Consider the following 23,634-nt stretch of genomic DNA (forward strand, 5'->3'; position numbering starts at 1 on the left):
CGAGGCGGGTCAGCTCGCGGAGGGCTCGTCGAGTCGCTTGGTGATGGTGTCGCGGACCAGGCGACTGACCTCGGGGCCGAGATCGGGCAGCTGCTTCTGCAGGGCCTCGTTCACCCGCTTGACGATCTGTTCCTTGATCTCGTCCTTCTTCAGCGCTTCGTTCGCGTACTCCTCGACCACCGGGTGCTGACCGGTGCCGCCGGAGAGGTCCACGGTGATGGTCAGGCCCTTGTCGGGTACGTCGGCGGTGAGGCTGTCGATGGTGATGGCGAGGTCGTCGAGTTCGGTACCGGAGAACGACAAGTCGGTGGCGATGGTGACCTGGTCGGCCAACACCGCGAAGTCGCCCGGCAGGTCCTTGTGGGTGCCCCAGTCCGCGGTGAGTTGGCCGCTGGCGTCCAGCGGACGGGGGCGGCTCGTCAGGGTCGACAGCTTGAGTACGGCGCTGACGCGTCCGGAGGTGAGGGCGGCCAGCTCGGACGGTGCCACGGTGTTGGAGCAGCCCCTGATCGAGAGGTTGGTGAAGGTGACGTTCTCCAGGGGCTTGAGCTCCGAGCTCAGGCTGATCTCGCCGATCTCGACCTTGTCGACGAGGTAGGGCTCGATGGTGGGTTTGGCCATGTCCGCGATCAGGGTCGGCGGGTAGAAGGGCGACTTCTCGTCGTCGACGGCGGCGCGCAGCCGGTCGAAGAGGTACTGGTCGACGGGGTTGTTGCCGCTGGAGCCGCCCTCGGCGGCACCGTGGGTGGCGAAGACCGCGTCGAGCGCCGCGTCGAGCCGGTCGGTCAGGGAGCCGCTGACGGCGGTGAGGAGGTCCGGTGTGTTGAGGGACTGCTGGAGGCTGTCGGTCAGGCGCGGCGCGCTCTCGGGGTCGTCGAACGCCTTCTCGGCGGCGTCGAGCCACGGCTTCTTGTAGACCTCCTTCGTGCTCTGGTCGATCGTCAGCTTGGAGCGGTCCAGCGTGTACACCGGCTGTGCCGCGCTCTCGCCGCGCGGGGTGAGGGAGTCGACACTCACGTGCAGTCCTCGCCCGCTGCCACTGCCGGTGAGTTGGACGCGCAGGACCGCGTCGACGGCGAGGCCCTGGACGCCGAGGGCGAAGGTGCCGGTGCCGGTGACGGTGTCGACGGGCCACTTCACATCGGGCAGGGTCTCCTGGACGGTGGTGACGGTCGTGGTGCCCTTGTCCATCGCGCAGACGCTCTGGTCGAGTTGGTAGTGGCCGGTGAGGGTGATGGTCTCGGCCAGCTTCGTGCCCTTGAAACGGCCGAACAGCAGCGGAATCGCGAGACGGTAGCCGTCGGCGAGGGTCTCCACCGTGGTGAGCGGGCCGAGTTGGACGTTGTCGAGTCCGGTGACCGTGATCGAGCGGGTCGTGATGAGGGGCAGCGCCTTGTCCGGCAGGGGGCTGGGGACGAACCGGCTGTTCAGCTCCTTGATGCCGATGTCCGGGGTCATCTTGTGGTCCTCCGCGTCGTCCATGACGAACTGCCACCACTGCTGGGCGATGTTGGTGGCCACGGTGGTGCCGTTCTTGAAGACGCCCAGGTCCCACTCGTCGGCGGTGAGCGGGACGAGGCTGTGTCCGCCGACCTCGGTCCCGGCCAGGATCGCGGGCAGGTTGTGGGGGTTGTCCAGGTTGTTCAACCGCTTGCTCATGGTGGCTTCGATGAAACGGACGAGGGACTCGCTCATGTGCTGTTCCTTCGCTCTTGTGCGGGCAACGGGCGCCGACGGGTCGCCGGCAACGGTGTCCGGACTTCGCGGACGTCTCGGGTCAGGGCGCCCGGTCGACGATGTGCAGGGCGATGTCGCCGAGCGCCGTACGGAAGGACGATGCGGGAAACGGTCGCAGGCGGCGCCAGGCGTCCAGCGCTTGGGCGCGGGCGTCTGCGTAGGCCGTGGCGTAGCCGGCGCTGCCGCGCACGGCTGCCGCGCACGCGCGCAGGGCGGCTTCGTCGCAGGGTTCGCCGCGGATGATCCGCGAGACCCGGTGGTCCGGCCCGAGTTCGGCCATGGCGTGGATGAGGGGCAGTGAGAAGCGGCCGCGGGCCAGGTCGATGCCGTGCGGCTTGCCGGAGGCCTCCGCCTCCTGGGCCAGGTCGAGGAGGTCGTCCATGACCTGGAAGGCTCGTCCGACCCGGCGGCCGTAGAAGCCGGCCCGGCGGGCGTCGGCGGCGGATCCGCCGACCAGGGTGACGCCTGCCTCGCAGGCGAGCCCGAACAGGACGGCGGTCTTCCGCTCGATGGTCTGCCAGTAGTGGGCGAGCAATCGCGCGGTGTCCCAGCCGGGGTCTGCGGCGAGTTCGTCGAGTTCGCCGCAGCAGATCCGGAACGCGGTGTCCAGGACGGCCTTGACGAGTTCGATGTCGCGTTGGGCGTCGATCGCCTCCACGAAGCCTCGGATGGCCTGGACGAACTGCATGTCGCCGATGAGCACGGCGGTCTGGGTGCCGCGCGCCGCATTGACCGACGGCAGGCCGCGGCGCAGCAGCGAGTCGTCGACGATGTCGTCGTGGATGAGGGTGGCGATGTGGAGCATCTCCAGGCAGACGGCGCCGTTGACGGCCTTCTGCGGGAGGGGGCCGGAGCCGTGGACGAGCCGGGCGCAGAGGAAGAGGAGCAGCGGCCGGATCTTCTTGCCGCGTCGGTACAGGGCTTGTTCGGTGGCGCTGAGATAGGCGGCCTGGGGGGCGAGGGCGGCTGCGAGGGCTTCGTGGTATCGGGCGAGGTCCTCGGCGAGCGGGCCTTCCCACAGCGCGTTGACGGGGTCGCGAAGGGCGGCCGGATCGGGGGCCGGGGCCAGGAGCACGGGTCAGCCGGTTCCTGTCTGCAGGTCGGGGTGGCCGTAGGGGCTGGTACCGGTGCGGGCGGCCGCGGCGACCCGTTCGGCGAGGGCGTCGCGCAGCAGAGTGCGGATGAAGTGCATGCCGGTGAGGCGTTCGCGGGCGGTGTCGCCGGCTTCGCCCTGCCAGTCGCGGTCGTCGAGTTCGAGGTCCGGCTGGGGCGCTTGGACGGTGAGCCAGTCGACCGTCCGGGCTCCGCCGCGGGCGATGGTCTCGAGGGTAATGGTCGCGCCCTCGATCCGGGCCCGGCAGGTGCCCTGGTGGAGCGGCTGCCCGCTCGCCGGTTCGGCGGCCGCGTCCGCCTGGAGGCAGGCGTTGCGGGCGCGCTGGATGTCCCGCAGGTCGGCCTCGGTCAGTCCGGGCGGGCAGGCGGAGGGGCCTTCGACGGCGATGCGCTCCAGGAAGCCGTCGGGATCCGTGAACGGCGCCGGGTCGAACGGCGCGGCGGCCCGGCCGGCGTTGGCGGCCTTCTTGACCGCGTCACGGACTTGGGGGGCGGTCAGCGGATTGACGGTGGTCCGGTCGTTGCCGGTGTCGGCCTTGACGCGCGTGCCGAAGTCTCCGGCTGCCGCGGCGGCCGCTTGGTACTGCGCCTTCTTCGGGTCGTGTTCCTCCAACCGCTCGGCCATGTGGACGAGGGCTTCCTGCATGGTGAGCTGTTGGGTGATCGCGTTCTCGTTGTAGCTGACCTTCTTCGGCGACGGGTCGGGGTTCGCATAGGTCTTGGCGGAGTCGTTGACCTTCCCCTGGTCGCTGCGGACCGCGTCGTGGGTGTCGGCGGCCATGGCGTCCGTCCCGCCGTTGCTCTTCCAGACGTCGTCGACCCGGCCGCTGTCGAACACGTCGGCGTACGCCTCGTTGTGTTCGTAGAACGCGGCGACCAGGTGGTAGCCGTTCTCCCCGCTCTCCAGGAGTTTCTCCCGTTCGGCCCTGGCCGTGTCGAGCCGCTCCTCCTTGATGTCGTCCGGAGCCGGCAGGGGCTTCGGCAGCCCGGGAGAAGCGGGGCGGGTGGACAGCGGGGCGAGGTCCCCCGCGCTGTCGAGGCCGGTACCCGGGTCGGGGCGGACGTCGAGCGAGTAGCGCCCGGTCAGGGCCAGCGGTGCCAGCGGGTAGGTGACGCGCGACCGGCCCCCGCCCAGGTCCTCTACGGTCGCCTCGCCGGGCTCGCCTTCGGCGGTGACGCTGAGGTCTCCGAGTCTGAGGCTCAGCGTGCCGGCGGGGGCGAACGGGTGTCCCTCGGGCAGGGAGACGGTGCTCGCGAGCGGATAGCCGGGGCTGTCGGGCAGGAACAGCACACCCGGTCCGGGTTCGGTCATGGCAAGGGGTCCTTGGTCGGAGTGGGGGCCGTCGCGGTGCGGCGGGAGCTGCGCGTGGGGTCAGTGGATGTGCGCTTCGGCCTTGACCAGCAGCATTCCGTTGTGGTTGTCGATGCCGTCGGGCGAGACGCGGACCGTCACCTCGGTGCCGCCGGCCTCGAAGGTGTAGTCGAGGCCGGTACCGAGGGGGATCGTCCGCTTCTGGCCCACCCACTGGTCACATGCCCACTTCCAGGCGTCCCCCTGGCAGTGGCGGTTCAGGTAGTCGATGACGAGCGGCTTGTAGAGGCCCATCGGCTCCCAATGCCAGAGGAAGGGCGAGATCCGGGCGACCTTGTAGTGCAGGTCCGTCGCGGTGACATCGGTGATCTCCGCCGTAGCGGTGGCGTACGGGGGGTCCATCTCCATCTTGAGCAGGCCATCGTCGATGTAGAAGTCGAGTTTCGGCACGTTCACGGCGAGCGAGGCGCTCCGCGGGTCGTCGCCGAGCGTGATCCCGTCCGGCAGGACGACGTACTCCACGCGCACATCGTGGCCCTGCACACTCGTCTCGTATTCGGTCAGCCGACCCCACGCCACCTCCTGGGTGTGATTCACCGCGACACGGAGGAAGTCGCCGGCGAGGTTGCGGCCGATGAGCAGCCACAGACCATCCGTCGGATAGTCGCCCAGTCCGGCCGTGGCGGGCCGGCGATCGGCCTGCGGCTCGGCCCCGGTGCCCGGGGAAACATGGGCCTCGGCGGTGAGCACGAGGTGGGTGCTCGTGGTCTCCACCGCGTAGTCGGTGAAGGAGATCCGCGTCCCGAAGGGCTCGATCACGGGGATCGTGATGCCGCCGAGGGCTCCCGTGGCGACGCGGAGGACTTTGGACATCAACTCGTCGACGGCCTCCTGGTCCCAGCCGCTGAGGCAGTCCGTGCGCATGGCGAGCGGGACCACGCCGATCTTCCCGCCGGCCGCCGACACCTGGAGGTAGACCTCGATGTTCTGCCCGTCGATGATGTTCTTGGTGCTCGTGCCCACCCGGGCGCTGGTGTCGACGAGGGTGACCTGGAGAACACCCTGGTCCGGCATCGGCGCTGCCGGAGGCGTGTTCCCCTGAGCGTCGACCGAGCTGTCCCAGTCCTTCTTGTCCGGCGGCCCCACTTTCACGGTGGGCGCCCCGGCGACGTCCCAGATGACGGCGTCCTCGCCGCTTCCCTCCTGGCCCTTGAAGAGGTCCGGGTACGTCTTGTGCAGTTCGTCGAGCACCCCGTTCAGGGCGTCGGCGTTCATTCCCACAGCGAGCCAGCTCATCGGGCTGCCTTTCAGACGGGGTGCGGTTCAGGTGATGTCGATGTCGCCGGCGGCCAGGAGCGCGCCGTTGAAGTCGCTCAGTTCCAGGTCACCCTTGGCGGTGGCGTGGATGTCCTGGCCTTCCACGGTGAAGGAGAAGCCGAGCCCCTTTCCCAGGTCGAAGCTGTGCTCCTGATCGACGACGTTGGCCTTGATCCAGTCGTTGAGCTTGCCCGTGAAGACGGGGGCGCAGAGCGCGATGAAGCTGGCGATGCTCCCGTAGATCGGGACGCCCCCTCCGATCGGATCGAGGGTCAGCTTCAGCGGGGGAATGTCAGTGATCTTCCCCGTCACCTTGGTCGCGCTGACGCCAGTGAGCTTTGCCGTGATGGTGACCGGGTCCGGTGACTGCTTGATGTCGAAGAGGAACACCCTGCTCCTTCCCGTCCCTCTCGGGGGCGGCATCGGTGCGTCGACGCGTCACTGCAGCGCGTCCGACGCTTTCTTCGCCGCACAGTCCGGAAGGACAGGCGACTTGAGCTCCGCGCCGTAGCCGAACTTGAGGTCGGCGCTCGCGCTGAGGTCCTCGGCCTTCACCGTCAGGTTCTTGTAGGAGTCCAGCGTGTAGGTGATGGTCGCCAACCAGGGCCCCTCCGCCTTGCTGGCCGTCCCCGGCTTGCCCGCCTTGCCCTGCGCGACCTGGTCGTCCAGAACCGCTCCGAGGACCTTCTCCACGAGGTTCTTGCTCAGCAGGACCCAGAGATTCTTGGTCGTGGTGGGCCAGGTGTCGTCCGGACCCCCCTCCGCGGCCGCCCCGGACTTGGACGAGGCTGCGAGCAGTGCCGTGGCCACCACATGGGTGCCGGTCGTCTGCACGGTGTCGGCGGTCAGGGCGATCTTCGTCCCGAACAGTTCCTCGGTGGGGATCGCGAAGCCGGGCAGCGAGGCCTGGGCCAGCGCGGCGGCCTTGACCAGGAACTCCTCAACGGGCTCCTTGTCCCACTCCGTCAGTCCGGAGAGGTCGGTGCGGACGGCGTCGATCTTCATCGCGATCTTCCCTTCCGACACGGACAGGGAGCCGTACAGCACCACGTCCTTCCCATTGATGAGGTTCTGGCTGGCGGTGCCGACCTTGGCCGAGGTCGCGGTCAGGGTGATCTGGAACCCGCCGTCGGCAGGTTTGGCCTGAGCGGGCGGGCAGTTGCCGGCGAGGTCGGTCGCCTTCGCCCACTCCCCGTCGGCGGGCGGAGCCGCCACCACCTTCGGCGGCTTCGCCACGTCCCAGACCATGTGCTTCTCGCCCTCGCCCTCCTCACCCTTGAACAACGGGCGGTGCGCGTCGTGCAGTTGCTTGATGGCGGCATTCAGAGCATCGGAACTCATACCGACGGCGAGGTCGAAGCCTGAAGTGGACACGGGAGCGCGACCTTCCGATCAGGGGAAACCTGGCGCCGGACCGGAGCAACTACCCCGCGGACAACGGCTTTTTCGAACCCTAATGACGCCGACCGGACCGGCGCGAGCCCCCATCGGCCGCTTCAGCCGAAAGGCTGAAGAGGCCACGCGAGGCTGACTCAAGCGCAATCGGACAGCCGCTGGAACTTCGTGTAGTGGTCCGGGCTGTACCAGATGATCGGGACCCGGCCTTCGGCCGTGGCACGCACCAGGCGCGGCAGGCCGCGGTCCTTGGGGTTGGGCTTCTTCTTGTACGCCTGCACGTCGTACTCGTGGAAGACCCCCGGCCAGCCGTCGAGGAGAGGCTTCCCGCTGTTCCGGAACCCCAAGAAGACGCCACCGCCCCGGTACCAGACCCCGCCAGTCCATGTCCCCACCGACTTGTTGCGCCACACGTCTCCCCCGGTCGGCCACCCCGCCAAGACCCAGTTGGGACAGGCATTTTCGACGTAGTGACGATCGCCGGCAAGCAGATTCTCAATCGACCGCGGCCTCTCGTCCCACGACACGTCCCGCCCCGTTGCCCCGCCGGCCGCGGCCGAAGTCACAGCAGCAGCCGGCGGGGTGCATAGCGCCACCAGCACTGAGGCAAGCACCCCGCCCACCAGCCGCCGCACGCCGCCACCCGTTCCCCGCCTGCCCTCGCCACACACGAGTTCCACCACAACCACCTTCCGACTCCGGCCCGGGGCTCGAAGAACGCACCCGCCACCACCGCGCACCGGCTCGCCGACGGCTCGAATCCCGCTACTGGACAGGTGAGTTCACCCACCACGGACGACCCGGCCATGTCGACGGCTTCCGACGGACCCCGGCGCGAAACGAACGCTATCGCCGTACACGAACCCACATCGGCCAACGCGCCACATCCTGACGGTCCGACTTCACCGCAGGTGCTCTGGTCGAGCGAACCGCGCCCCCCCTACCACCCCACCTGCCGATGCATCAGGATGTCCTGCGGCCTGACGATGCGCCGACAGAACCGGAGGTAGGGCTTCATGACCTGCTACGGCGTCGACCCCGACCGGCACGAGCTCATCGCCAAAGCCGCGGCCGCACCGAACCTGCCCCAGGAGGGCGTGCTCACCGTCTCCTACAGCCCCCTACTCGTCCGTGCCGGTCCGTCGCACGATCTCCGTGACCGGCACCGGGTCAGTCCTTGTGTCGGAAGGACGCCTTCTCGCCGGCTTCGGTGTCGGCGCGGAAGCGTGACCACGCATCGGGGTCGAGTTCGAGGGCGTCGAGGAGGTACGCGGTGACGGCGTCGGCGACGAGGGCGACCCGGTCGGGGTCCGTGTCGGTGGTCTCGCTCACGGCTTCCCCGGCGATGCCGCCCAGGGTGTGCTCTCCGCCGGGGACGACGAGGAGGCGTTTGGGGGCGGGGCTGAGGCCGAAGGCGTCGAGGCCCTGTCGCGGTGGATGGACGCGTTCGTGGAGTTCCTGGTCACGAAGCACGGACTGGGGGCGGCACTCCAGTCCGAGGACCCCAGTCTGCAGAGCCTGCACTCCTTGATGCTCGACACACTGGTCCCGGCCTGCGCCTCGCTCCTCGACGCCGCCGCGGCCCGGGGCGAGCTCGACCCGGACGTCACCGCGTACACACTGATGCGAGCGGTCGGCAACCTGTGCATCCTCGGCCCGGGATACGACCGCGAGCACGCCCGGGCCATGGTCACCCTCCTCAACGCCGGTCGGGACGACAGGATTTGACCCTGCGACCCCTTGCCCCCAGCGGCTGACGCCCGTCCGGGTTCACGTTCGCCCACAGCGGGTCCGTGGCGGATCAGTGCCCGTCATGCCGCATCGCCTGCTCGCGAAGCAGGCGGATGAGCGTCGTGACGTGGGGCCGGTCACGGCCGCTGACCGTGGCGACGCCGATGTGCCGGATCGGGCCCGGCAACTTGATCGGGACGGTGCTCAGGCCCGGGATCTCGGGGGAGAGCGCGATGGAGGGGATCAGGGAGATTCCCATGCCTGCGGCGACGAGGGAGCGGGCGAAGAAGTAGTCGGTGGTGGCCCCGCGGATTTCCGGATCGAAGCCGGCGTGCTCGGCGTAGCGGCGCAGGTATGCCTCGGTCTTCAGACAGCCGAGCACCCAGGGTTCGGCTGCCAGATCGGTCAGGTCGAGCGCGTCGTGGCTTTCGAGCCGGTGCCCCTGCGGCAGGACGACGTGCAGGGGGTCTTCCAGGAGCGGAGTCCACTCCAGGCTGGAGGTCGGGCCTGGTCCGACGGGGAGCGGGCCGTCGAAGTGGTAGGCGAGGGCGAGGTCCACGGCGCCCTGCCGGACGAGGGGAAGGGTGTCCTCCGGTTCGCCTTCCCTGATGTGGAGCACGGTGCGGGGGTGCGCTGCCATGAGCCGAGTGAGAGCCGGGGGCAGCACGAGCCTGCCGCCGCTGGTGAAAGTGGCGACGGTGAGCTGGGTGCGGCCGGTGCTGAGCTCGGCGAGCTGCTGTTGCGCGTGTTCGAGCTCCGCGGCGACGGATTCGGCGGCGCCGACCATGATCCGGCCGGCCCGTGTGAGGGAGACGCCTCGGGTGCTGCGCGCGACGACCTGGGCACCGAGGCTGCGCTCCAGGGCAGCCACCTGCTGGGAGACGGCCGAGGGGGTGAGGCGGAGAACCGCGGCCGCCCGGTTGAAGCTGCCGTGCTCCGCCACTGCCCGCAGGACCCGGAGCCGCTGCACATCGATCAACAGTTTTCCTTAATGCGCACCAAGCAAGCCGGGACTTCCGCTGATGACGATAGATCTCAAGGATGGGGCCATGCAAAGGATCTGCGTCATCGGCGGAAGCCGGTCGCACTATGCCGGGCGCATCGTCCGGGGCGAGGAGGTCACTGTGCACGCGAAGGCGCTTGCCCACGGTCTTCATCCACTACGAGGAGCTGGCGGACCTGCTGTCGTGGGCGACGACAGCCGACTTCACCGGCCCGGTCAACGCCTGCTCCGACGGCCCGCTCGATGTGCACGGCCTCGCCGAGACCTTCGCTGCGCAGGCCGGCCGGGAGGCCGTCTACCGAACCGTTTCGGCGGGCGAGGAGGCTTCGCCGTTCTCCTTCGACCGCCACTACGCCATGAGCAACGCCCGCGCGAAGGCGCTGGGCTTCTCCTTCTCCCGCACCATCGACTGGCTACCGGGCGCCGTCGCCGAAGCCCTCGCCATGTCCGCCGTTCCCACCGCCTAAGGAAGAAGGCCACCATGCAGTACCGGACCATCGCCCACACCGCGGTCAGTGCCATCGGCCTGGGGGCCATGCCGCTGTCCATCGAGCACCGCCCGGACGAGGCCCGGGCCATCGCCACCGTCCATGCCGCCCTCGACGCCGGCGTCACGCTCATCGACACCGCCGACAGCTACCACTGGCACGCCGACGAGGCGGGCCACAACGAGCTGCTGATCGCCCGCGCCCTGGCCCGCTACGGTGGCGACACCTCCCACGTCCTGGTGGCCACCAAGGGCGGTCGCGGCCGCCCCGGCGACGGAAGTTGGACCGTCGACGCCACCCCCGCCCACCTCAAGCGAGCCGCCGAGGCCTCCGTCAAGCGCCTGGGCGTCGACGCGATCGGCCTCTACCAGCTGCACAAGCCGGACCCGACTGTGCCCTGGGCGGAGTCCGTCGGCGCGCTGCGCGAGCTTCTCGACGCCGGCACCATCCGCGCCGCCGGCATCTCCAACGTCACCACCGTCCAGATCCGCCAGGCCCACCGGATCCTCGGGCACGGGCTCGTCTCCGTGCAGAACCGGTACTCGCCCGGCTTCCGCGACAGTGAGCCCGAACTGCGACTGAGTGAACACCTGGGGCTGGCCTTCCTGCCCTGGAGCCCACTCGGCGGTATCTCCCGCAGTTCCCTCGACGGCCCCTCCGGCGCCACCTCCCTCGGCACGGCCTTCCACCACATCGCCGCCGAGCGTGGCGTCAGCCCCCAGCAGATCGCCCTGGCCTGGCTGCTCGCCCGCTCCCCCGCAGTGATCCCGGTACCGGGAGCCAGCCGCCCGGCCTCCATCACCGACTCCGCCAGGGCTGTGGAACTCACGCTGAACACCCGGGAATTGTCGGAACTGGAGGACGTTCTGCCGGGCTGAGCCGGGTCACGGGTCACCTACGGCGCCCCGGTCCACGTGATCCTGAACAACCTCTCGCCCACAACGGCAAGGTCGCCACCGCCTGTGCGGCCGGCCACCGAGGTCACCGGTGGCCGACCGCACAGGGCCGGACGAGAGGTCAGGCCGCGCGCCCCTGCGCCCAGGTGTAGAGGCGGTGTGCGCTGTCGCCGAGGCGCGTGGCGTAGAGCGTGTCGGCCGGGCCGCCCGCGAGGTCCTCACTGGTGGTGGTGACGCCGACGACGGTGCCGGTGCCGGTCCAGGTGTCGAACTGTGCCAGGTGGGGGCCGCCGCTCGCCCCGTGCGACATGTCGCAGGACTCACCCCACAGAAGAGGGGCCTTGGGTCCGGGCCGGGCCGGTCCGGCGCAATGGATCATGCGTGACCCGGCGTACTTGGCGTCGGGGTTGTTGAGCCGGTCCTTCGGATACCCGAAGGTGTGGATGAACTCGTCCTTGGCGGGCTTGGTGAACGCGATCCGCTGGCTTCCCGTGACATCCGCGATCCGTCGGCCCTCGGCCGAGGGGTTCGCCACGAGGATCCCCGTGTCGTAGCCGGCGACGGCGACATCGGCCGAGGTCGTCGTGCCCGGATCGGCGTCCCAGCGGGAGGAGGTGGCCGCCTCCTTGATGCTGAAGCCGCCGAGCGGCTTCGTGCCGTTGCGGTAGCCGGGCACGAAGTAGAGGTTGTGGTTCCACGTCGCGTCGGTGGCGGCGGCTCCGACGCCCCTCAGACAGTGCGCCGCGGTGATGACGGTGCTGCGGTTCGCACTGGTGACGACCGTTGCGGTGCAACTGCCGTCGTAGCCGTCGGAGAAGGTGAAGAAGAGCCGGCCGACGCTCCTGTCCACCGCTCCGCCGTGCGTCCAGGTGGCTCCGGGATCCGGTGTGTTCGCGGGAAGCGGCCGCGGATCGTCAGGCGTGTTGTCGTCCTCGGGCACGGGGGTGATCTCGGGGACCATGGCGCCCGCCAGCTTCATCCGCTCGGGGGTCCAGTAGGCGTCGATCCGGCCGCGCTCCTGAACGGTCGTGGCGCCGGAATGCGTGGTGACGGATTCCCGTTCCGCGGCGAAGGCCGTGTTCGGCAGCAGCACGGCCGCCGTGGTCGCGCTCAGCAGGAGGGCTCCCGCGGTGGCGAAGGTGCGGGGGAACGCTCGGTGTGTGGTGGACATCGTCGCCAATCTCGGTTGGGTGCGGTTCGTTTCGGGCACGGCTCGGCCGACGCTTCAGGAGCGTTCGGCGGCCTTGTACAGCGGCTTCGTGATCGCGGAGGTGAACTGCGGGCCGACCAGGTGTCGGGTGCAGGCGGCGTCGCCGCGGGCGCAGACCCGGCCCGAGGAGTCGAAGAAGGCCCCCTGGGTGTTGTCACCCACCACCGTGCCGATTCCGGAGGACGGGTCGAAGTCGGCGACGCGGGGACCGCCACTGGAGCCGCCGCCCATCACGCAGGGGGCGCCCCACTCGCCCCGGGGCTCCGGGTGCTCCACGGTGCCGGGGTACTCGCGGGTCTGCCCCACGCAGTGGGCGAGCCTGGCCCCGGTGTACTCGGGCAGTCCCCGGCGGGTGGGATCGCCCGAGGCCTCGCGCGGATAGCCGAACTCGTGGACCGGGGCGCTGCCCGGCCGGTCGAAGCCGATGCGCTGTGCGGCGCCGACCGCGTCCTGCACGCGTTGGCCCGCGGCGTTGGTGTTCAGGACGAGGAACGCCTGGTCGTACGCGTCGTACTTCAGGGCGTTCTGCTCGTCGTTGAGGAGCCAGGTCGCGTCGGCGACCCCGGCGCGGGCGACGAACCTGCCGAACGGCGCGAGACCGTCGCGGTAACCCGGGACGAACATCTCGTTCGACAGCCACTCGTCGTTCTCACCGAGGAGGTCAGGGCTGTTGACGCAGTGCCCCGCCGTGACGACGGTGCTGCGGTTGGCGCTGTTCACGACGGTCGCGGTGCAACTCCCGTCCTCCCCGTGATCGGTGAAGAAGAGTCTGCCCACCGTCCTGCTGAGGGCGTCGGCGCCGGTCCACGGAGCGCCGTCGGGAGCGGCCTTGGGCGGATTGTCGGACGACGGCGTCGTCAGGGCGGCCATCCGCTCGGGGGTCCAGTGGTCCAGGACGGCCTGCTGCTGCGCGGCCGTGACCGCCTCCGGATGGACGACCACCCGGCTCGTGGTGGCCGCCCCGTCCTTCGCGGCGGGCGCGGCTCCTGCGGGCGCAGCCAGCGCCGTGCCCGCCGCCAGCACGGCTGTCGTCAGGACGATCCGGGTACGCGCTCGGCTGCGGATCCTGTCGCGGTGACCGTCGATCCGGCCAGGTGTTTGTGACATGCACGGCACCGTAGGAGCGGGATGTCAGGTTCTCGTCTGGGGGGAGTTTCATCCGTTCATCGGTACCGGCAGATTCCGGTAACCGGTGTTTCATCCTTGTATCGATGACGGCCGCACCCCTCACCGGCCCACCTCCCGGGTGCGGTGGCCGAGTTCGGTACCGGCCGGGGTGCGGGCGGCGGCGTCCTCGGTCTCGGGGGTGTTCGTCACGATCGGCTCCGACTCGTGTCCGGGATCATCGACATCGAGGCGTTGCGGCAGTTCCGGACGATGAATCTCAACAGCAACTGGCCCAAGGACCTACGCATGCGCCGGTACCCGCCAGGTGCCCGTGGGCGGCAGGAATCCACGGCCTGGAGCCGTTCCGGAAGCGGCAGCACTCCCCCACACCGCCGCAACCGGCCGGTCGGCGTAGCGCGAGGAGCCGACTCTCCGAGCCCTGTCGAAACTGAGTGCGGGCCGGACCGCGAGCCGCGGCCGGCCCCCTCCGAATTCCCCTCAAGAAAGGCGTACACCGTGCGTGGGAAAGAACACGACCAAGCGGAGACGGCCGCTGCCGGATCACCGCGCCGCCCCGGGCGGCACCTGATCGGCACCGCGAGCGTGCTGGCACTGGGCTGGAGCACGCTGTGCGGCCCCCTGCCCGCCACCGCGGCGGCGCCGGGCCCGGCGGCCGGGCCGGCGGTTGCCGAAACGGCCGGGCCGGTGACCAGGGCGAGCGGCTCCGCGCTGTTCACGGAACCGGGGGATCAGCTCTTCACCGTCCCGACCGGGGTCACGCAGCTGACCATCTCGGTGTGGGGGCCGGGCGGCCCCGGCGGCGCGGGCGGCGGCGGGGGCGGCGGAGCCGGCGGGGGCGGCGGCGGGGGCCAGGGCGGCCAGGCCGGTTTCTTCGTCACCTGCACCGTGGGCCTGCCGCCCTTCGGCAGCGTCGAGGCTCTGGACATCACCGTCGGCCGGGCGCAGCCGACGACCGCCGGCGGTGCGGCCGGGGCGGCCGGTGCGGGCGGCGTCGGCAACAACGCCAACGGCGGTAACGGCCATGACGGCGCGAGCGGCCGGCAGAACCTCCCCATCCCTGCCTACAACAGCGGCAGCACCAGCAGCGTTCTGGGCCTGGGCACGGGCGCTCTCCTGAACGTGAGCGCGCCCGCCGGGGGCGGCGGGCACTCCGGCACCTACGGTGACGGCGGCAGCGGCGGGGACGGCGCGGGCGGTCCTCTGGAGAACATCGGTGACGGCGGACCCGGTGGCAGTGCCGGCCGCGGTGGTTCCGGGGCTCCGGCCGCTCCCAGCAGCCCGAATCTGCCCGGCTGCCTCAGCCAGTTCGTCGACGCGGAGCAGGTCGTCAACGGTGCGGCCGGTGGCGACGGCAGCTCGGGGACCTCCGGCGGAACCGGTGAGGACGGCGACGCTTCCCGTTCCGGCTACCCCGGGCAGAACGGCGGCAGCGGCGGCTCACCCGGCCAGATCGGACTGCCCGGTGAGGGCGGGACGGCCACCTCCTCGGGCAGCTACGCGTTCGGTGCCGGCGGCCGGGGCGGTGGCGGCGGGTTCGGCGGCCGAGGCGGCGACGGCGGCCAGGGCGGCACCCCCGGCATCAACGGCGGCACCCCCGGGAACGGAACCTCGGGCTTCGACGGCGAGAAGGGCACTGACGGGTCCGCCGGCGGAAACGGAGCCGTCCTCATCCAGTGGTGACCCCACCGCCGCCCTGACCGCCCTTCCCCCACAACCGACGACCCCGGCGGGCCACCGCGCTGCGGCCGCGCGTCCGACAGGTGCCTTCGAGTGCGCGGCCGGCAGTTCGGCCCGGGGCCGGCTACTTCGCGAACTTGTCGTTGAAGGCGACGTAGTCGATGGATGTGGACATGACCGTGTCCTGGCCGTCGAGGAAAGCGCGGGCGGCATCGGCGGCGGCGGTGTAGGCGACCTGGGCGATGGCGGTGCCTGCGGAGTAGCGGGAGACGCCGGCTTCGCGCAGCTGCTCGGGGGCGGGGGCTCCGGGCAGCCACATGGCGTTGACCTTCAGGCCTGTCTCGCGGGCCACGGTGGCCAGCGCGTCGAGGTCGAGCAGGCCGGGGACGAACAGCCCGCAGGCGCCGGCGTCACGGTAGGCCTTGCCGCGGTCGATGACGTCGGCGAGGCGGCCGTCCTCGTCGCCGACGCCGAGGAGGAAGACGTCGGTGCGGGCGTTGATGAACAGGTCGATGCCGGCGTCGTCGGCCGCGGCGCGGGCGGCCGCGATGCGCCCGGCGGCGGTCTCGGCGACGTGGAGCGGGCCGTTGTCGGTGGCGCCGGAGTCCTCCAGGTTGATGCCGACGATGCCGGTGGCCAGGAACTGGGTGATGGTGGTGTGCAGGCCGTCGGCGTCGTCGGCGTAGGCGTTCTCGATGTCGGCGCTGACGGGCAGGTCGGTGGCCGCGACGATGCGCTTCAGGTTTGCCAGCACGTCGGTCTTGGTGAGCGAGCGGCCGTCGGCGAGGCCCTGGGACCAGGACTGCGCGCCGGAGGAGGTCGCGATGGCGGTGGCGCCGGCTTCGGCGGCCAGGCGGGCGCTGCCGGCGTCCCAGGCGTTGGGCAGGACGAGAAAGCCGTCGTGCAGGCTGCGGAACAGTTCGGCGCGCTTGTGCTGAACGGTGGCGGTGGACATTGGTCGTTCTCCTTGCTCTGTGCGGCTGTGCCGTTCGGACCGGATCGCGGTTCTGCGGCCGGTTGGCACCACCCGGCGGTGGTCCGTGGGATGCCGGGGGCGGAGATCAGCAGGAGGGGCTCTTCTGGGCCGAAGCCCCCCAGGCGGGAGGCGGCATGGCTGCGCCAGGGCCGCCAGTTCTCGGCCGCGGCAGCGGGGTCGGTGACGTCCCGGGCGGCCAGGGCGCGCAGGACCGTGTCGCCGGCGGGGACGGCAGCGGGGTCGGTGTCGGCGCGGGCGGCCAGGGCGGTGCGGTGGTCGAAGGGGCCGGTGTGCGTGGCGGCGGTGTGCGGGGCGGCGGTGTGCGGGGTGGCGGTGTTCATGCGGGCCAGATCCCGGAGGTGCCGCGGCGGTGGGAGCCGAGCAGGTGGGTGTCGACGATGCCGACGGCCTCCATGAGGGCGTGCATGGTGGTGGGGCCGACGAATGCGAACCCCTGGGCGCGCAGGGCCTTGGCCAGGGCCCACGATTCGGTGGAGGTGGTGGGGATCTCGGCGAAGGTGCGTGGTTCGGGGGTCTGTTGGGGCTTGAAGCCCCACACGAAGTCGGCCAGGCCGCCGTGCTCGCGCAGCCGGATGGTGGCGCGGGCGTTGGTCACGGCGGCCAGGATCTTCGCGCGGTTGCGGACGATTCCGGCGTCGGCGAGGAGGCGTTCGATGTCGGCGTCGCCGTATCCGGCGACCCGGTCGGGGGCGAAGCCGTCGAAGGCGGCGCGGAACGCGGGGCGCTTGCGCAGGATCGTCGCCCATGACAGGCCGGCCTGGAACGCCTCCAGGGTGATGCGCTCGTACAGGCCGTGCTCGTCGCGCACCGGCATGCCCCACTCGGTGTCGTAGTACTCGCGCAGCAGCGGGTCGGTGGCGGCCCAGGCGGGGCGGGCGAGTCCGTCGTCGCCGACCACGACCGCGGGGTCGGGGGCGTGGTCCGGTGCGGGGGTGGTGTCGCCGGTCATCGGTGAGCGTGTTCCTTGCGGTTCTTCGGGGCGGGCGGAGGCGGGAGGAGGGGTCAGAACAGCCGGCCGGCGCGTGCCTCGGCCGGTTCCTCCAGGTCGAGGAGGAGCTGCTTGCGATCCAGGCCGCCGCCGAAGCCGGTGAGCCTGCCGCCCGCGCCCAGCACGCGGTGGCAGGGGATGACGATGCTCACCGGGTTGCGTCCCACGGCCTGACCGACCGACTGCGAGAGCCCCTTGCCGCCGAGTTCGGCGGCGATGTCGCCGTAGGTGATCCGGCCGCCGTAGGGGATCGTGCGCAGGCGTGCCCAGACCCGTTCCTGGAAGTCGTCCCCGCAGGTGGCGGCCGGGACGTCGAAGTCCTGCCGCTGTCCGGCGAAGTACTCGTCGAGTTCGGCGCGGGTCTGTGCCAGGAGGCGGTCGGTGCGGACGTCGGCGCGGCGGCCCCAGGCGGCGGGCGGGGGTGTGTACCGGTAGCCCTGGAAGTACAGCCCCGCCAGCGCGTCGTCGCGGGCGACGAGCAGCAGCGGTCCCACCGGGCTGTCCACGTGGGCGTGTCGGGCGTCCATCTCGTCGCTCTCCTGTCTGCGGCGGCGGCCCGTTCGTGGCGCCGGTGCGCGGGTGTCGCGGGGCGGTGAGGCCGTCGTCGAGGCCGATCTCCTCGGTGATCCTGCCGTTCTCGACCTTGAGGACGGTGGTGCCGCTGAAGTGCATGGTCTTGCCGGTTTTGGCGGGCGACGTTTCTGATCCTGGTACGGGCTGCGGCCTGGTGCTGGCGGTATTCGGACAGGGTGTTCGCGGCCGTGGCAGCGCCCGGCCGGTGTGCCGGGAGGCGGCGGGTGCGGCACCGAGTCTCTACGACCTGGCAAGTCCCATCAGGCAGTGGCTTCGAGGTTGAGGAGGGTGGTTTTGGCGTCGAGGCCGCCGATGTAGCCGCCGAGGGTGCCGTCGGTGCGCAGGACGCGGTGGCAGGGGACGACGACCGGCAGGGGGTTGGTGGCGCAGGCGGTGCCGACGGCGCGGTGGCAGGGCACGAAGACGCACAGCGGGTTCGCGCCGACGGCCTGACCGACCTTCTGCGCGAGGGCGGGATCACCGAGCTGTTCGGCCAGGCGCCCGTAGGTGGTGGTGGTCCCGTACGGGATCGTTCTCAGCGCGGCCCAGACCGTCTCCCGGAAGTCGTCGCCGCTGGTGCGCAGCGGCAGGTCGAAGCCGGTGCGGCGGCGGTCGAAGTAGTCGTGGAGCTGTTCGGCGGCCTCGGCCGGCAGCGGGTCGGCGGCGGTCTCGACGGCGGGGCCGAAGGTCTGCTGGTCGGGGCGGCGGACGTGGTGGCGGAAGTACAGGCCGGTGACGGCGTCACCGTCGGCGACGAGGGTGATCGTGCCGAGCCGAGTGCCGGCGACGGTGTGCCGGGTGGTGTCCATGGTCGCTTCTCCTGTCCGTTCCTGCTTTCTCACCCCGTAGACGGCCGGGGGCGGCGGAACGTGAGGTCCGGTCCGCGGAATTCTTCCGCCCGGCCCGCCGGCCGGGCGCGGTGTCCGAATGCCGCCAGCACCATCCGAACAGCGCGGACAGAATGGTTGACGCAAAGAGAAATTGACCACCGATCATCCTGGACGGACGCGATACCCACCCGTGTCGACAGCATCCCCGCGCACCTACACCCTCACCGGAGCAGACAACCGCCCCTACGCCAGCACCACCCCCGGCACCCTCGGCGGCCACCGCCCCGGACGCCTCTACGGACGCCTCGACTGCCCCTCCGCCCTGCGCGCCATCGCCGCCGGCCACTACACGCGCCACCGCGTCTTCTTCCCCGACGAAGCCACCGCCATCGCCGCCGGCTACCGCCCCTGTGCCGTCTGCCTGCCCAGGAAGTACCGCCAGTGGAAGACCCGAAGGACGACCCGACCGTGAACCCCCGGCCCGCACCCTCACCCCTGCTCCCCGCCATCGACGCCACCGCCTACGGCCGCCTGCCCGCACCCGCCTCGCACACCGCCGCCGAACTCGACACCCTGCTCGGCCTGCTCACCGCACAGCGCCGCCCGGCCCTGGACAGCGTCACCATCGGCCACAGCCGCGACGACGCCTCCCGCGCCGCCGCCACCGCCTTCGCCGACGCCTGGCTCGCCACCGGGCACACCGTCCTCGCCGTCGTCGACTGGCCCGAACAGGCCGCCTCCTGGCTGCGTCCGGCCCACCGCCTCACCGACCCCGGGCCGGACGCCTTCGTGATCGCGGCCGCCCCGCTCGGCTGGGCCCAGCTCGCCCGCCGCCTCGCCCACTCCACCCCCTGGCGCCCCGACCGCACCTTCGGCTTCGCCTCCCTCGCCGAACCGGCCGCCACCGCGCTCGCCGGCGACGGCGTCCTGGACGGCGTGCGCGGCGCGAGCCCCGACGGCAGCACCTGGCGCATCGAACACGGCTGGACCGACACCTTCCCGCCCCCGGTCCCGGGTGCCGCCCGGTGAACACCGTCCAGACGCCGCTGTTCGGCCCGCCACCGACCGGCTACCGGCGCCGCGAGATCGCGCCGGGAGCCGTCCATCTGCCCGGCTGGCTCACCTCCGAGCAGCAGCGCCACCTCGTCACCGCCTGCCGCACCTGGGCCACCGGCCCCGTCCCCATCCGCCACACCCGGCTGCCGCGCGGCGGCGTCATGTCCGTCCAGACGGTCTGCCTGGGCTGGCACTGGCAGCCCTACGCCTACACCCGCACCGCCGACGACGTGAACGGCGCCCGTGTCGCCCCGTTCCCCGCCTGGCTCGCCGACCTCGGTCGCCGCGCCGTCACCGACGCCTACCAGGACCCCGACCAGGGCGCCGCCTACGAACCCGACGCCGCACTCGTCAACTTCTACGCCCCCGACGCCCGCCTCGGCATGCACCAGGACAAGGACGAGACGTCCCCCGCCCCCGTGGTCTCCCTCAGCATCGGCGACTCCTGCGCCTTCCGCCTCGGCAACACCGAACACCGCAACCGCCCCTGGACCGACGTCGTCCTCGCCTCCGGCGACCTCCTCGTCTTCGGCGGCCCCTCCCGCCTCGCCCACCACGCCGTGCCGAAGATCCTCCCCGGCACCGGCGACCCCGCCACCGGCCTCACCACCGGACGCCTCAACCTCACCCTGCGCACCACCGGCCTCACCGACGAGCCGTCCGCGGACACCGCAGCCCGGAGCACCGCATGACCGTCCTCGGCTACACCCTGGTCAGCAGCGACCCCCACGACCTCGCCGCCCAGACCGAACGCCTCCGCACCCTCGGAGCCGACAACCACCGCATCTTCCAGGACCGCCCCGGAACCCGCCACGGCCTCACCCGGGCCCTCGCTCTCACCCGCCCCGGCGACATCCTCGCCACTCCCGCCCTCGACCGCCTCGCCCCCTCCCCCGAAGCCCTCCACGACCTCACCGCCGAACTGATCGACCACGAGATCACCCTCGACATCGGAGGCATCCGGCTCGACCCCGCCAACCACGACGGACACACCCTCCTCGACGCCTACCTCACCGCCCTCGGCCTCCACGGCAGTTGACGGCCCCGCGCTCCCGCCCCATCCGGCACCCCGCCCTCCCCGAAGGCCACTCCCCACCGCTGCCGTCCGAGACCAGCGGCGGCAACCCGGATGCCCTGCCGGCCTTACCGGCATCGTGCTGGCGGAGTGGGCCGGGCGAGGGCCCTCCCGGTTCGATCGGGTCATCCCGGGCAGCCCTGCGACCTCCAGGTTCGGTCGTTCACGGGCGACAGGGCAGCTCATGGGAGTACCTCTGCCGCAGGAGGTTGCCTCGATCCGTCCGACCACCCGTTCACCCCGCACCGCCGCACCAGGAGATGGCTCAGGTGATCCGCTTCATCGTGGCGGAGTGGGCGTTACTCAGGTACGGCACACGGTGTTTGATACCACCAACGGTTCGCCCGGTCAGCATTCCGGCGCAGGACATCCCACCGCTCCCCCGCTTCGCGGACAACAGGTGATACATGGTCAGGCCGAGTCGGGTCCAATCCCGGACTGCCGTCGGCAGATCGCGGCCTCGACGCCGTACCGGCTGAAGTCCCGGTACAGGCGGGAAGCGCCACGGCCGTAGCCGTACCCCTGTTTGAACGCCGACCAGCGGTCACGCCTGAGCCGGCAGTGCACCACCGAGCCGTGGGCGAAGGCGATCGAGAAGCCTGCGAGCTGGGCACGCCAGCAGAACTCCACCTCGTCCGCCCCCGGACGTAGTCCTCACGAATCCGCCAAGTCGGCGGTACACATCGGCGCGCACGCCGAGACTGCTGCCGACGGCGTACGGAAGGAACCCCGTGCCGACCGGGAGGGCGCGTTCGCACCGGTCGTCCGGTTCCCAGTGGCCCACGCCGGGCTCGTTGAGCAGGTCCAGGTCCAGGTATCCGCCGACGATGTCGGCCTGCCGCAGCGCCGCGACCATGGCGGACACCCAGCCGGGCGCGACCACGTCGTCGGCGTCGCAGAACAGGAAGAGGCCGCCTCTAGCGTGCGCGGCGCCGGCGTTGCGGGCGTGGTTGCCGCCCTGGCGGCCGCCGGCGGCCACGACCGACAGGGAGGGAGGGCGTCGCGCCAGCGCCAGGCGGCCTCGGCCGTGCCGTCGGTGGAGGCGTTGTCGGCGACGATCGTCTCCCAGTCACCCTGGTAGTCCTGCCGGCTCAACGCCACCAACTGGTCACCGATCGTCGCTGCGGCGTTGCGGGCCGGAATGATGACGCTCACCGAATCGGTCGGGTCACCGGAGCGCTCGGCTGCCATCGTGCTCCTCCTCTACAGGTCGGCGATCCGCCAGATGCCGATCGACTTGTCACTGAACCGGTGCTCGGTCTCCACACCGTCCGTTCTGGTCACATAGACCTCGGTGCAGTGCTCGTTGAGCAGGCGCAGCGGCTCGGGCAGGGCGAAGGGCGCGAGGCGGAGGTTGAGAGGGCGCCAGGCACCGGTCTCGATGTCGTTGAGGTTGACGGTCCGCTCGGTGAAGGTCGTCGTCGCGAGGTACCCGGAACCGCTGTGTCTGATGGTGTCGAGCGCGCGGTGGACGTCGTCGTCGCAGAGGTGCACCAGGCAGTCGCGGGTGAAGATGAGGTCGGCTGAGGGAAGTTGGTCCCGGGTGAGGTCGATGACCCGGAAGTCGTGGTTCGGGCGCGCGAAACGCTCCCTGTTCCGCTCGATCAGTTCGGGGACGATGTCGGCGCCGATGTAGCTGTCGACACCGAGTTCGACCTCGGACATCCAGAAGAAGTCCCCGCAGGGCACGTCCAGAAGACTTCCGGTCCCGAGTTCGGCTATCAGGCCCGGCAGTTGGGACCGCAGCGCCGCGGTCTGGACCAAGTTCAGAACCCGACCCGGAGAGCGATTCGAAATCGCCCTCCGCACCGCCGGGCCGGTTCCGGATCCCGCTTTCGTAGATCCGGGCGAAGGTCTCCGGCAGTGACCTGTGTGGTGAACGACCGGCCGCCCGCACGGACGCGGCATCGCGCGCTGCGCCGGGCCTCGGGAACTCGCCGCCTTTCATGCCCGACCTCCCAGGGCTTCGACCGCCTCGACCCAGGACGTGAGGTCGGCCGCGGGGTCCAGTTCGGCGGACCGTTCCAATGCCCGGGCGGACGCCTGTGCCCAGGCGTCCGGCTTCAGCACGGCGGTCAGGGCGGACAGCCAGGCGTCGAGATCGTCCCGGGGACGTAGATGCCGGCGTGTCCGAGGCACTCGGCGAGTCCCGGAGTGGGGTGGGCGATCACAGGGATGCCGGATGCGAACGCCTCGACGCCGACCCGGCCCCAGGATTCGTGGGAACTGGGCATCAGGACCACCCGGGACCGGGCGTAGACACGCTCACGCATCGCATGCCCGGGAACGTGGTCGATGATCTCCATGTCGGACCGGAGCTGCGGGGGCGGATCTGTTCCCCGTAGGCGCCGAGTACGCCGAGGAACCTCGTCTCCGGCATCCGGGCGGCGATCTGCCAGAACAGCTCACCGCCCTTGCGGTCGGTGAGGTTGACCAGGGTCACGCACTCTCCCGGTGCGGTGCGGTAGTCCTCCGCACGTACCAGGCCCCGTACGACCGCTGTGGCCTTGGGTCGGGATCGGTCGGCGAGCCCGCGGTAGAACAGCTCGGCTTCGGCCTCCATCGCGTACGAGTTGTAGACGATGAGGTCGACGCCGGCCGCTTCGCGGTAGCTGCCCTCGTGGGCGAGGTGGCAGACCGCGACCATCGGCACCCGGTACTCGCGGGCCAGTGAGGCCACGGACGGCACGTCCCCCAGGCGTGAGACCAGCACGTCGGATTCGCGGGCGCGGGCCGCGAAGCCGAGACCGTCCTGGAACGGGACGACGTCGACTCCGTCGAACCGGTAGCGGTGCGGGAGCGGGCCGTGGCGCGACAACCACACCGTCACCCGGTGCCCCCGCTCGGCCAGGGCACGGAGCATGCCGTGGAACATCCACTTCCCGCCCGCGTTGTGGTTCGGCGGGTAGCCGGCGATCCGGACCGTGATCTCCAGCGGGCGGCGATCAGCCGGGTCCGTCATGGTCGACTCCCCTGCCTGACACGCGTCGGCGCCCTGGGCACCAGGATGCGGGAATCACGAAGACCTCGCGATTCGTGTCCGTACCTTCCGGTGCCGGGCGCCGGGTTTCCACTCGCATGGGCGTGCAACGGATCGCACTCGAATCC

At 71.0% G+C, this 23,634-nt stretch carries 27 protein-coding genes and 1 pseudogene; 8 read left to right on the top strand and 20 right to left on the bottom strand.

All coding sequences use genetic code 11. The annotated features are described in order from the left end of the window. Positions 1–9: 9 nt before the first annotated feature. The 8 genes from ACFRAR_RS04280 to ACFRAR_RS04315 all read right to left on the bottom strand — a co-directional run bounded on the left by ACFRAR_RS04280 (position 10) and on the right by ACFRAR_RS04315 (position 8,398). Positions 10–1,695 (bottom strand): hypothetical protein, encoded by a 1,686-nt coding sequence (locus ACFRAR_RS04280; protein WP_380694594.1) that lies wholly within the window; start codon positions 1,693–1,695, stop codon positions 10–12. A gap of 82 nt (positions 1,696–1,777) precedes the next feature. Next, a complete protein-coding gene (locus tag ACFRAR_RS04285; protein WP_380694596.1) occupies positions 1,778–2,812 on the bottom strand; it encodes a polyprenyl synthetase family protein in 1,035 nt (344 codons plus the stop codon). 3 nt (positions 2,813–2,815) lie between these two features. Continuing rightward, the gene (locus ACFRAR_RS04290; protein ID WP_380694598.1) at positions 2,816–4,162 is read right to left on the bottom strand and encodes a hypothetical protein; all 1,347 of its coding nucleotides are present in this window, start codon (positions 4,160–4,162) and stop codon (positions 2,816–2,818) included. Positions 4,163–4,222: 60 nt separating this feature from the next. Then, complete coding sequence (locus ACFRAR_RS04295; protein ID WP_380694600.1) at positions 4,223–5,458, bottom strand: hypothetical protein; 1,236 nt, start codon at positions 5,456–5,458, stop codon at positions 4,223–4,225. Between the two features lie 27 nt (positions 5,459–5,485). Further along, positions 5,486–5,869, bottom strand: coding sequence for a hypothetical protein (locus ACFRAR_RS04300; protein ID WP_380694602.1), 384 nt, complete (start codon positions 5,867–5,869; stop codon positions 5,486–5,488). A gap of 48 nt (positions 5,870–5,917) precedes the next feature. Further along, positions 5,918–6,853 carry a hypothetical protein gene (locus ACFRAR_RS04305; protein ID WP_380694604.1) on the bottom strand — a complete coding sequence of 312 codons (936 nt, stop codon included), beginning with the start codon at positions 6,851–6,853 and terminating at the stop codon, positions 5,918–5,920. 158 nt (positions 6,854–7,011) lie between these two features. Continuing rightward, complete coding sequence (locus ACFRAR_RS04310; protein WP_380694606.1) at positions 7,012–7,554, bottom strand: hypothetical protein; 543 nt, start codon at positions 7,552–7,554, stop codon at positions 7,012–7,014. A gap of 490 nt (positions 7,555–8,044) precedes the next feature. Then, on the bottom strand, positions 8,045–8,398 hold the full coding sequence (locus ACFRAR_RS04315) for a hypothetical protein (RefSeq protein ID WP_380694733.1): 354 nt from the start codon (positions 8,396–8,398) through the stop codon (positions 8,045–8,047). Here ACFRAR_RS04315 and ACFRAR_RS04320 point away from each other — a divergent pair. After that, a complete protein-coding gene (locus ACFRAR_RS04320) occupies positions 8,312–8,602 on the top strand; it encodes a hypothetical protein (protein WP_380694608.1) in 291 nt (96 codons plus the stop codon). The genes ACFRAR_RS04315 and ACFRAR_RS04320 overlap by 87 nt on opposite strands. A gap of 73 nt (positions 8,603–8,675) precedes the next feature. On the opposite strand, the gene ACFRAR_RS04325 is transcribed toward ACFRAR_RS04320, so the two are convergent. Next, positions 8,676–9,584 (bottom strand): LysR family transcriptional regulator, encoded by a 909-nt coding sequence (locus ACFRAR_RS04325; RefSeq protein ID WP_380694610.1) that lies wholly within the window; start codon positions 9,582–9,584, stop codon positions 8,676–8,678. A 161-nt stretch (positions 9,585–9,745) separates the two neighbouring features. Here ACFRAR_RS04325 and ACFRAR_RS04330 point away from each other — a divergent pair, with 161 nt between their 5' ends. Together ACFRAR_RS04330 and ACFRAR_RS04335 are read left to right on the top strand one after the other, a co-directional pair. Continuing rightward, positions 9,746–10,075, top strand: a complete 330-nt coding sequence (locus ACFRAR_RS04330; RefSeq protein WP_380694612.1) for a hypothetical protein — start codon at positions 9,746–9,748, stop codon at positions 10,073–10,075. Positions 10,076–10,089: 14 nt separating this feature from the next. Further along, positions 10,090–10,974 (top strand): aldo/keto reductase, encoded by an 885-nt coding sequence (locus ACFRAR_RS04335; RefSeq protein ID WP_380694614.1) that lies wholly within the window; start codon positions 10,090–10,092, stop codon positions 10,972–10,974. A gap of 139 nt (positions 10,975–11,113) precedes the next feature. Here the strand turns inward: ACFRAR_RS04335 and ACFRAR_RS04340 are convergent, their stop codons facing one another. After that, a complete protein-coding gene (locus ACFRAR_RS04340; RefSeq protein WP_380694616.1) occupies positions 11,114–12,163 on the bottom strand; it encodes a trypsin-like serine peptidase in 1,050 nt (349 codons plus the stop codon). A 54-nt stretch (positions 12,164–12,217) separates the two neighbouring features. Continuing rightward, a complete protein-coding gene (locus ACFRAR_RS04345) occupies positions 12,218–13,309 on the bottom strand; it encodes a trypsin-like serine peptidase (protein WP_380694618.1) in 1,092 nt (363 codons plus the stop codon). Between the two features lie 516 nt (positions 13,310–13,825). Between ACFRAR_RS04345 and ACFRAR_RS04350 the strand changes: the two genes are divergently transcribed. Further along, positions 13,826–15,010, top strand: a complete 1,185-nt coding sequence (locus ACFRAR_RS04350) for a hypothetical protein (RefSeq protein ID WP_380694620.1) — start codon at positions 13,826–13,828, stop codon at positions 15,008–15,010. Positions 15,011–15,131: 121 nt separating this feature from the next. Here ACFRAR_RS04350 and ACFRAR_RS04355 read toward each other — a convergent pair whose 3' ends face one another. From ACFRAR_RS04355 to ACFRAR_RS04370, 4 genes are all read right to left on the bottom strand, one after another. After that, entirely contained in the window at positions 15,132–15,962 is an 831-nt protein-coding gene (locus ACFRAR_RS04355; protein ID WP_380694622.1) for an isocitrate lyase/phosphoenolpyruvate mutase family protein, read from the bottom strand. A 358-nt stretch (positions 15,963–16,320) separates the two neighbouring features. Then, positions 16,321–16,953, bottom strand: a complete 633-nt coding sequence (locus tag ACFRAR_RS04360; protein WP_380694624.1) for a DNA-3-methyladenine glycosylase I — start codon at positions 16,951–16,953, stop codon at positions 16,321–16,323. 53 nt (positions 16,954–17,006) lie between these two features. Then, a complete protein-coding gene (locus tag ACFRAR_RS04365; RefSeq protein WP_380694626.1) occupies positions 17,007–17,519 on the bottom strand; it encodes a methylated-DNA--[protein]-cysteine S-methyltransferase in 513 nt (170 codons plus the stop codon). A 306-nt stretch (positions 17,520–17,825) separates the two neighbouring features. Further along, positions 17,826–18,374, bottom strand: a complete 549-nt coding sequence (locus tag ACFRAR_RS04370; protein WP_380694628.1) for a methylated-DNA--[protein]-cysteine S-methyltransferase — start codon at positions 18,372–18,374, stop codon at positions 17,826–17,828. 211 nt (positions 18,375–18,585) lie between these two features. Between ACFRAR_RS04370 and ACFRAR_RS04375 the strand changes: the two genes are divergently transcribed. The 4 genes from ACFRAR_RS04375 to ACFRAR_RS04390 are packed head-to-tail and all read left to right on the top strand — an operon-like array spanning position 18,586 to position 20,490. Continuing rightward, positions 18,586–18,867 (top strand): Ada metal-binding domain-containing protein, encoded by a 282-nt coding sequence (locus tag ACFRAR_RS04375; RefSeq protein WP_380694630.1) that lies wholly within the window; start codon positions 18,586–18,588, stop codon positions 18,865–18,867. Further along, a complete protein-coding gene (locus ACFRAR_RS04380; RefSeq protein ID WP_380694632.1) occupies positions 18,837–19,424 on the top strand; it encodes a hypothetical protein in 588 nt (195 codons plus the stop codon). The genes ACFRAR_RS04375 and ACFRAR_RS04380 overlap by 31 nt, the downstream gene beginning before the upstream one ends. Then, the gene (locus ACFRAR_RS04385) at positions 19,421–20,143 is read left to right on the top strand and encodes an alpha-ketoglutarate-dependent dioxygenase AlkB family protein (RefSeq protein WP_380694634.1); all 723 of its coding nucleotides are present in this window, start codon (positions 19,421–19,423) and stop codon (positions 20,141–20,143) included. Before ACFRAR_RS04380 ends, ACFRAR_RS04385 begins: the two co-directional genes overlap by 4 nt. After that, positions 20,140–20,490 (top strand): recombinase family protein, encoded by a 351-nt coding sequence (locus tag ACFRAR_RS04390; RefSeq protein WP_380694636.1) that lies wholly within the window; start codon positions 20,140–20,142, stop codon positions 20,488–20,490. The genes ACFRAR_RS04385 and ACFRAR_RS04390 overlap by 4 nt, the downstream gene beginning before the upstream one ends. Positions 20,491–21,070: 580 nt before the next feature. On the opposite strand, the pseudogene ACFRAR_RS04395 reads toward ACFRAR_RS04390, so the two are convergent. The 5 genes and pseudogenes from ACFRAR_RS04395 to ACFRAR_RS04415 all read right to left on the bottom strand — a co-directional run bounded on the left by ACFRAR_RS04395 (position 21,071) and on the right by ACFRAR_RS04415 (position 23,488). Next, positions 21,071–21,717, bottom strand: a pseudogene (locus ACFRAR_RS04395) (glycosyltransferase family 2 protein). Between the two features lie 12 nt (positions 21,718–21,729). Then, positions 21,730–22,290, bottom strand: coding sequence for a class I SAM-dependent methyltransferase (locus ACFRAR_RS04400; RefSeq protein WP_380694638.1), 561 nt, complete (start codon positions 22,288–22,290; stop codon positions 21,730–21,732). A 180-nt stretch (positions 22,291–22,470) separates the two neighbouring features. After that, complete coding sequence (locus tag ACFRAR_RS04405) at positions 22,471–22,665, bottom strand: hypothetical protein (RefSeq protein ID WP_380694735.1); 195 nt, start codon at positions 22,663–22,665, stop codon at positions 22,471–22,473. Beyond that, the gene (locus ACFRAR_RS04410) at positions 22,602–22,832 is read right to left on the bottom strand and encodes a glycosyltransferase (protein ID WP_380694640.1); all 231 of its coding nucleotides are present in this window, start codon (positions 22,830–22,832) and stop codon (positions 22,602–22,604) included. The genes ACFRAR_RS04405 and ACFRAR_RS04410 overlap by 64 nt, the downstream gene beginning before the upstream one ends. Next, complete coding sequence (locus tag ACFRAR_RS04415; RefSeq protein WP_380694642.1) at positions 22,760–23,488, bottom strand: hypothetical protein; 729 nt, start codon at positions 23,486–23,488, stop codon at positions 22,760–22,762. Before ACFRAR_RS04415 ends, ACFRAR_RS04410 begins: the two co-directional genes overlap by 73 nt. Between the last annotated feature and the right edge of the window lie 146 nt (positions 23,489–23,634).

This window comes from Kitasatospora sp. NPDC056651 (assembly GCF_042792155.1).
In the GTDB taxonomy this organism is placed as follows: domain Bacteria; phylum Actinomycetota; class Actinomycetes; order Streptomycetales; family Streptomycetaceae; genus Kitasatospora.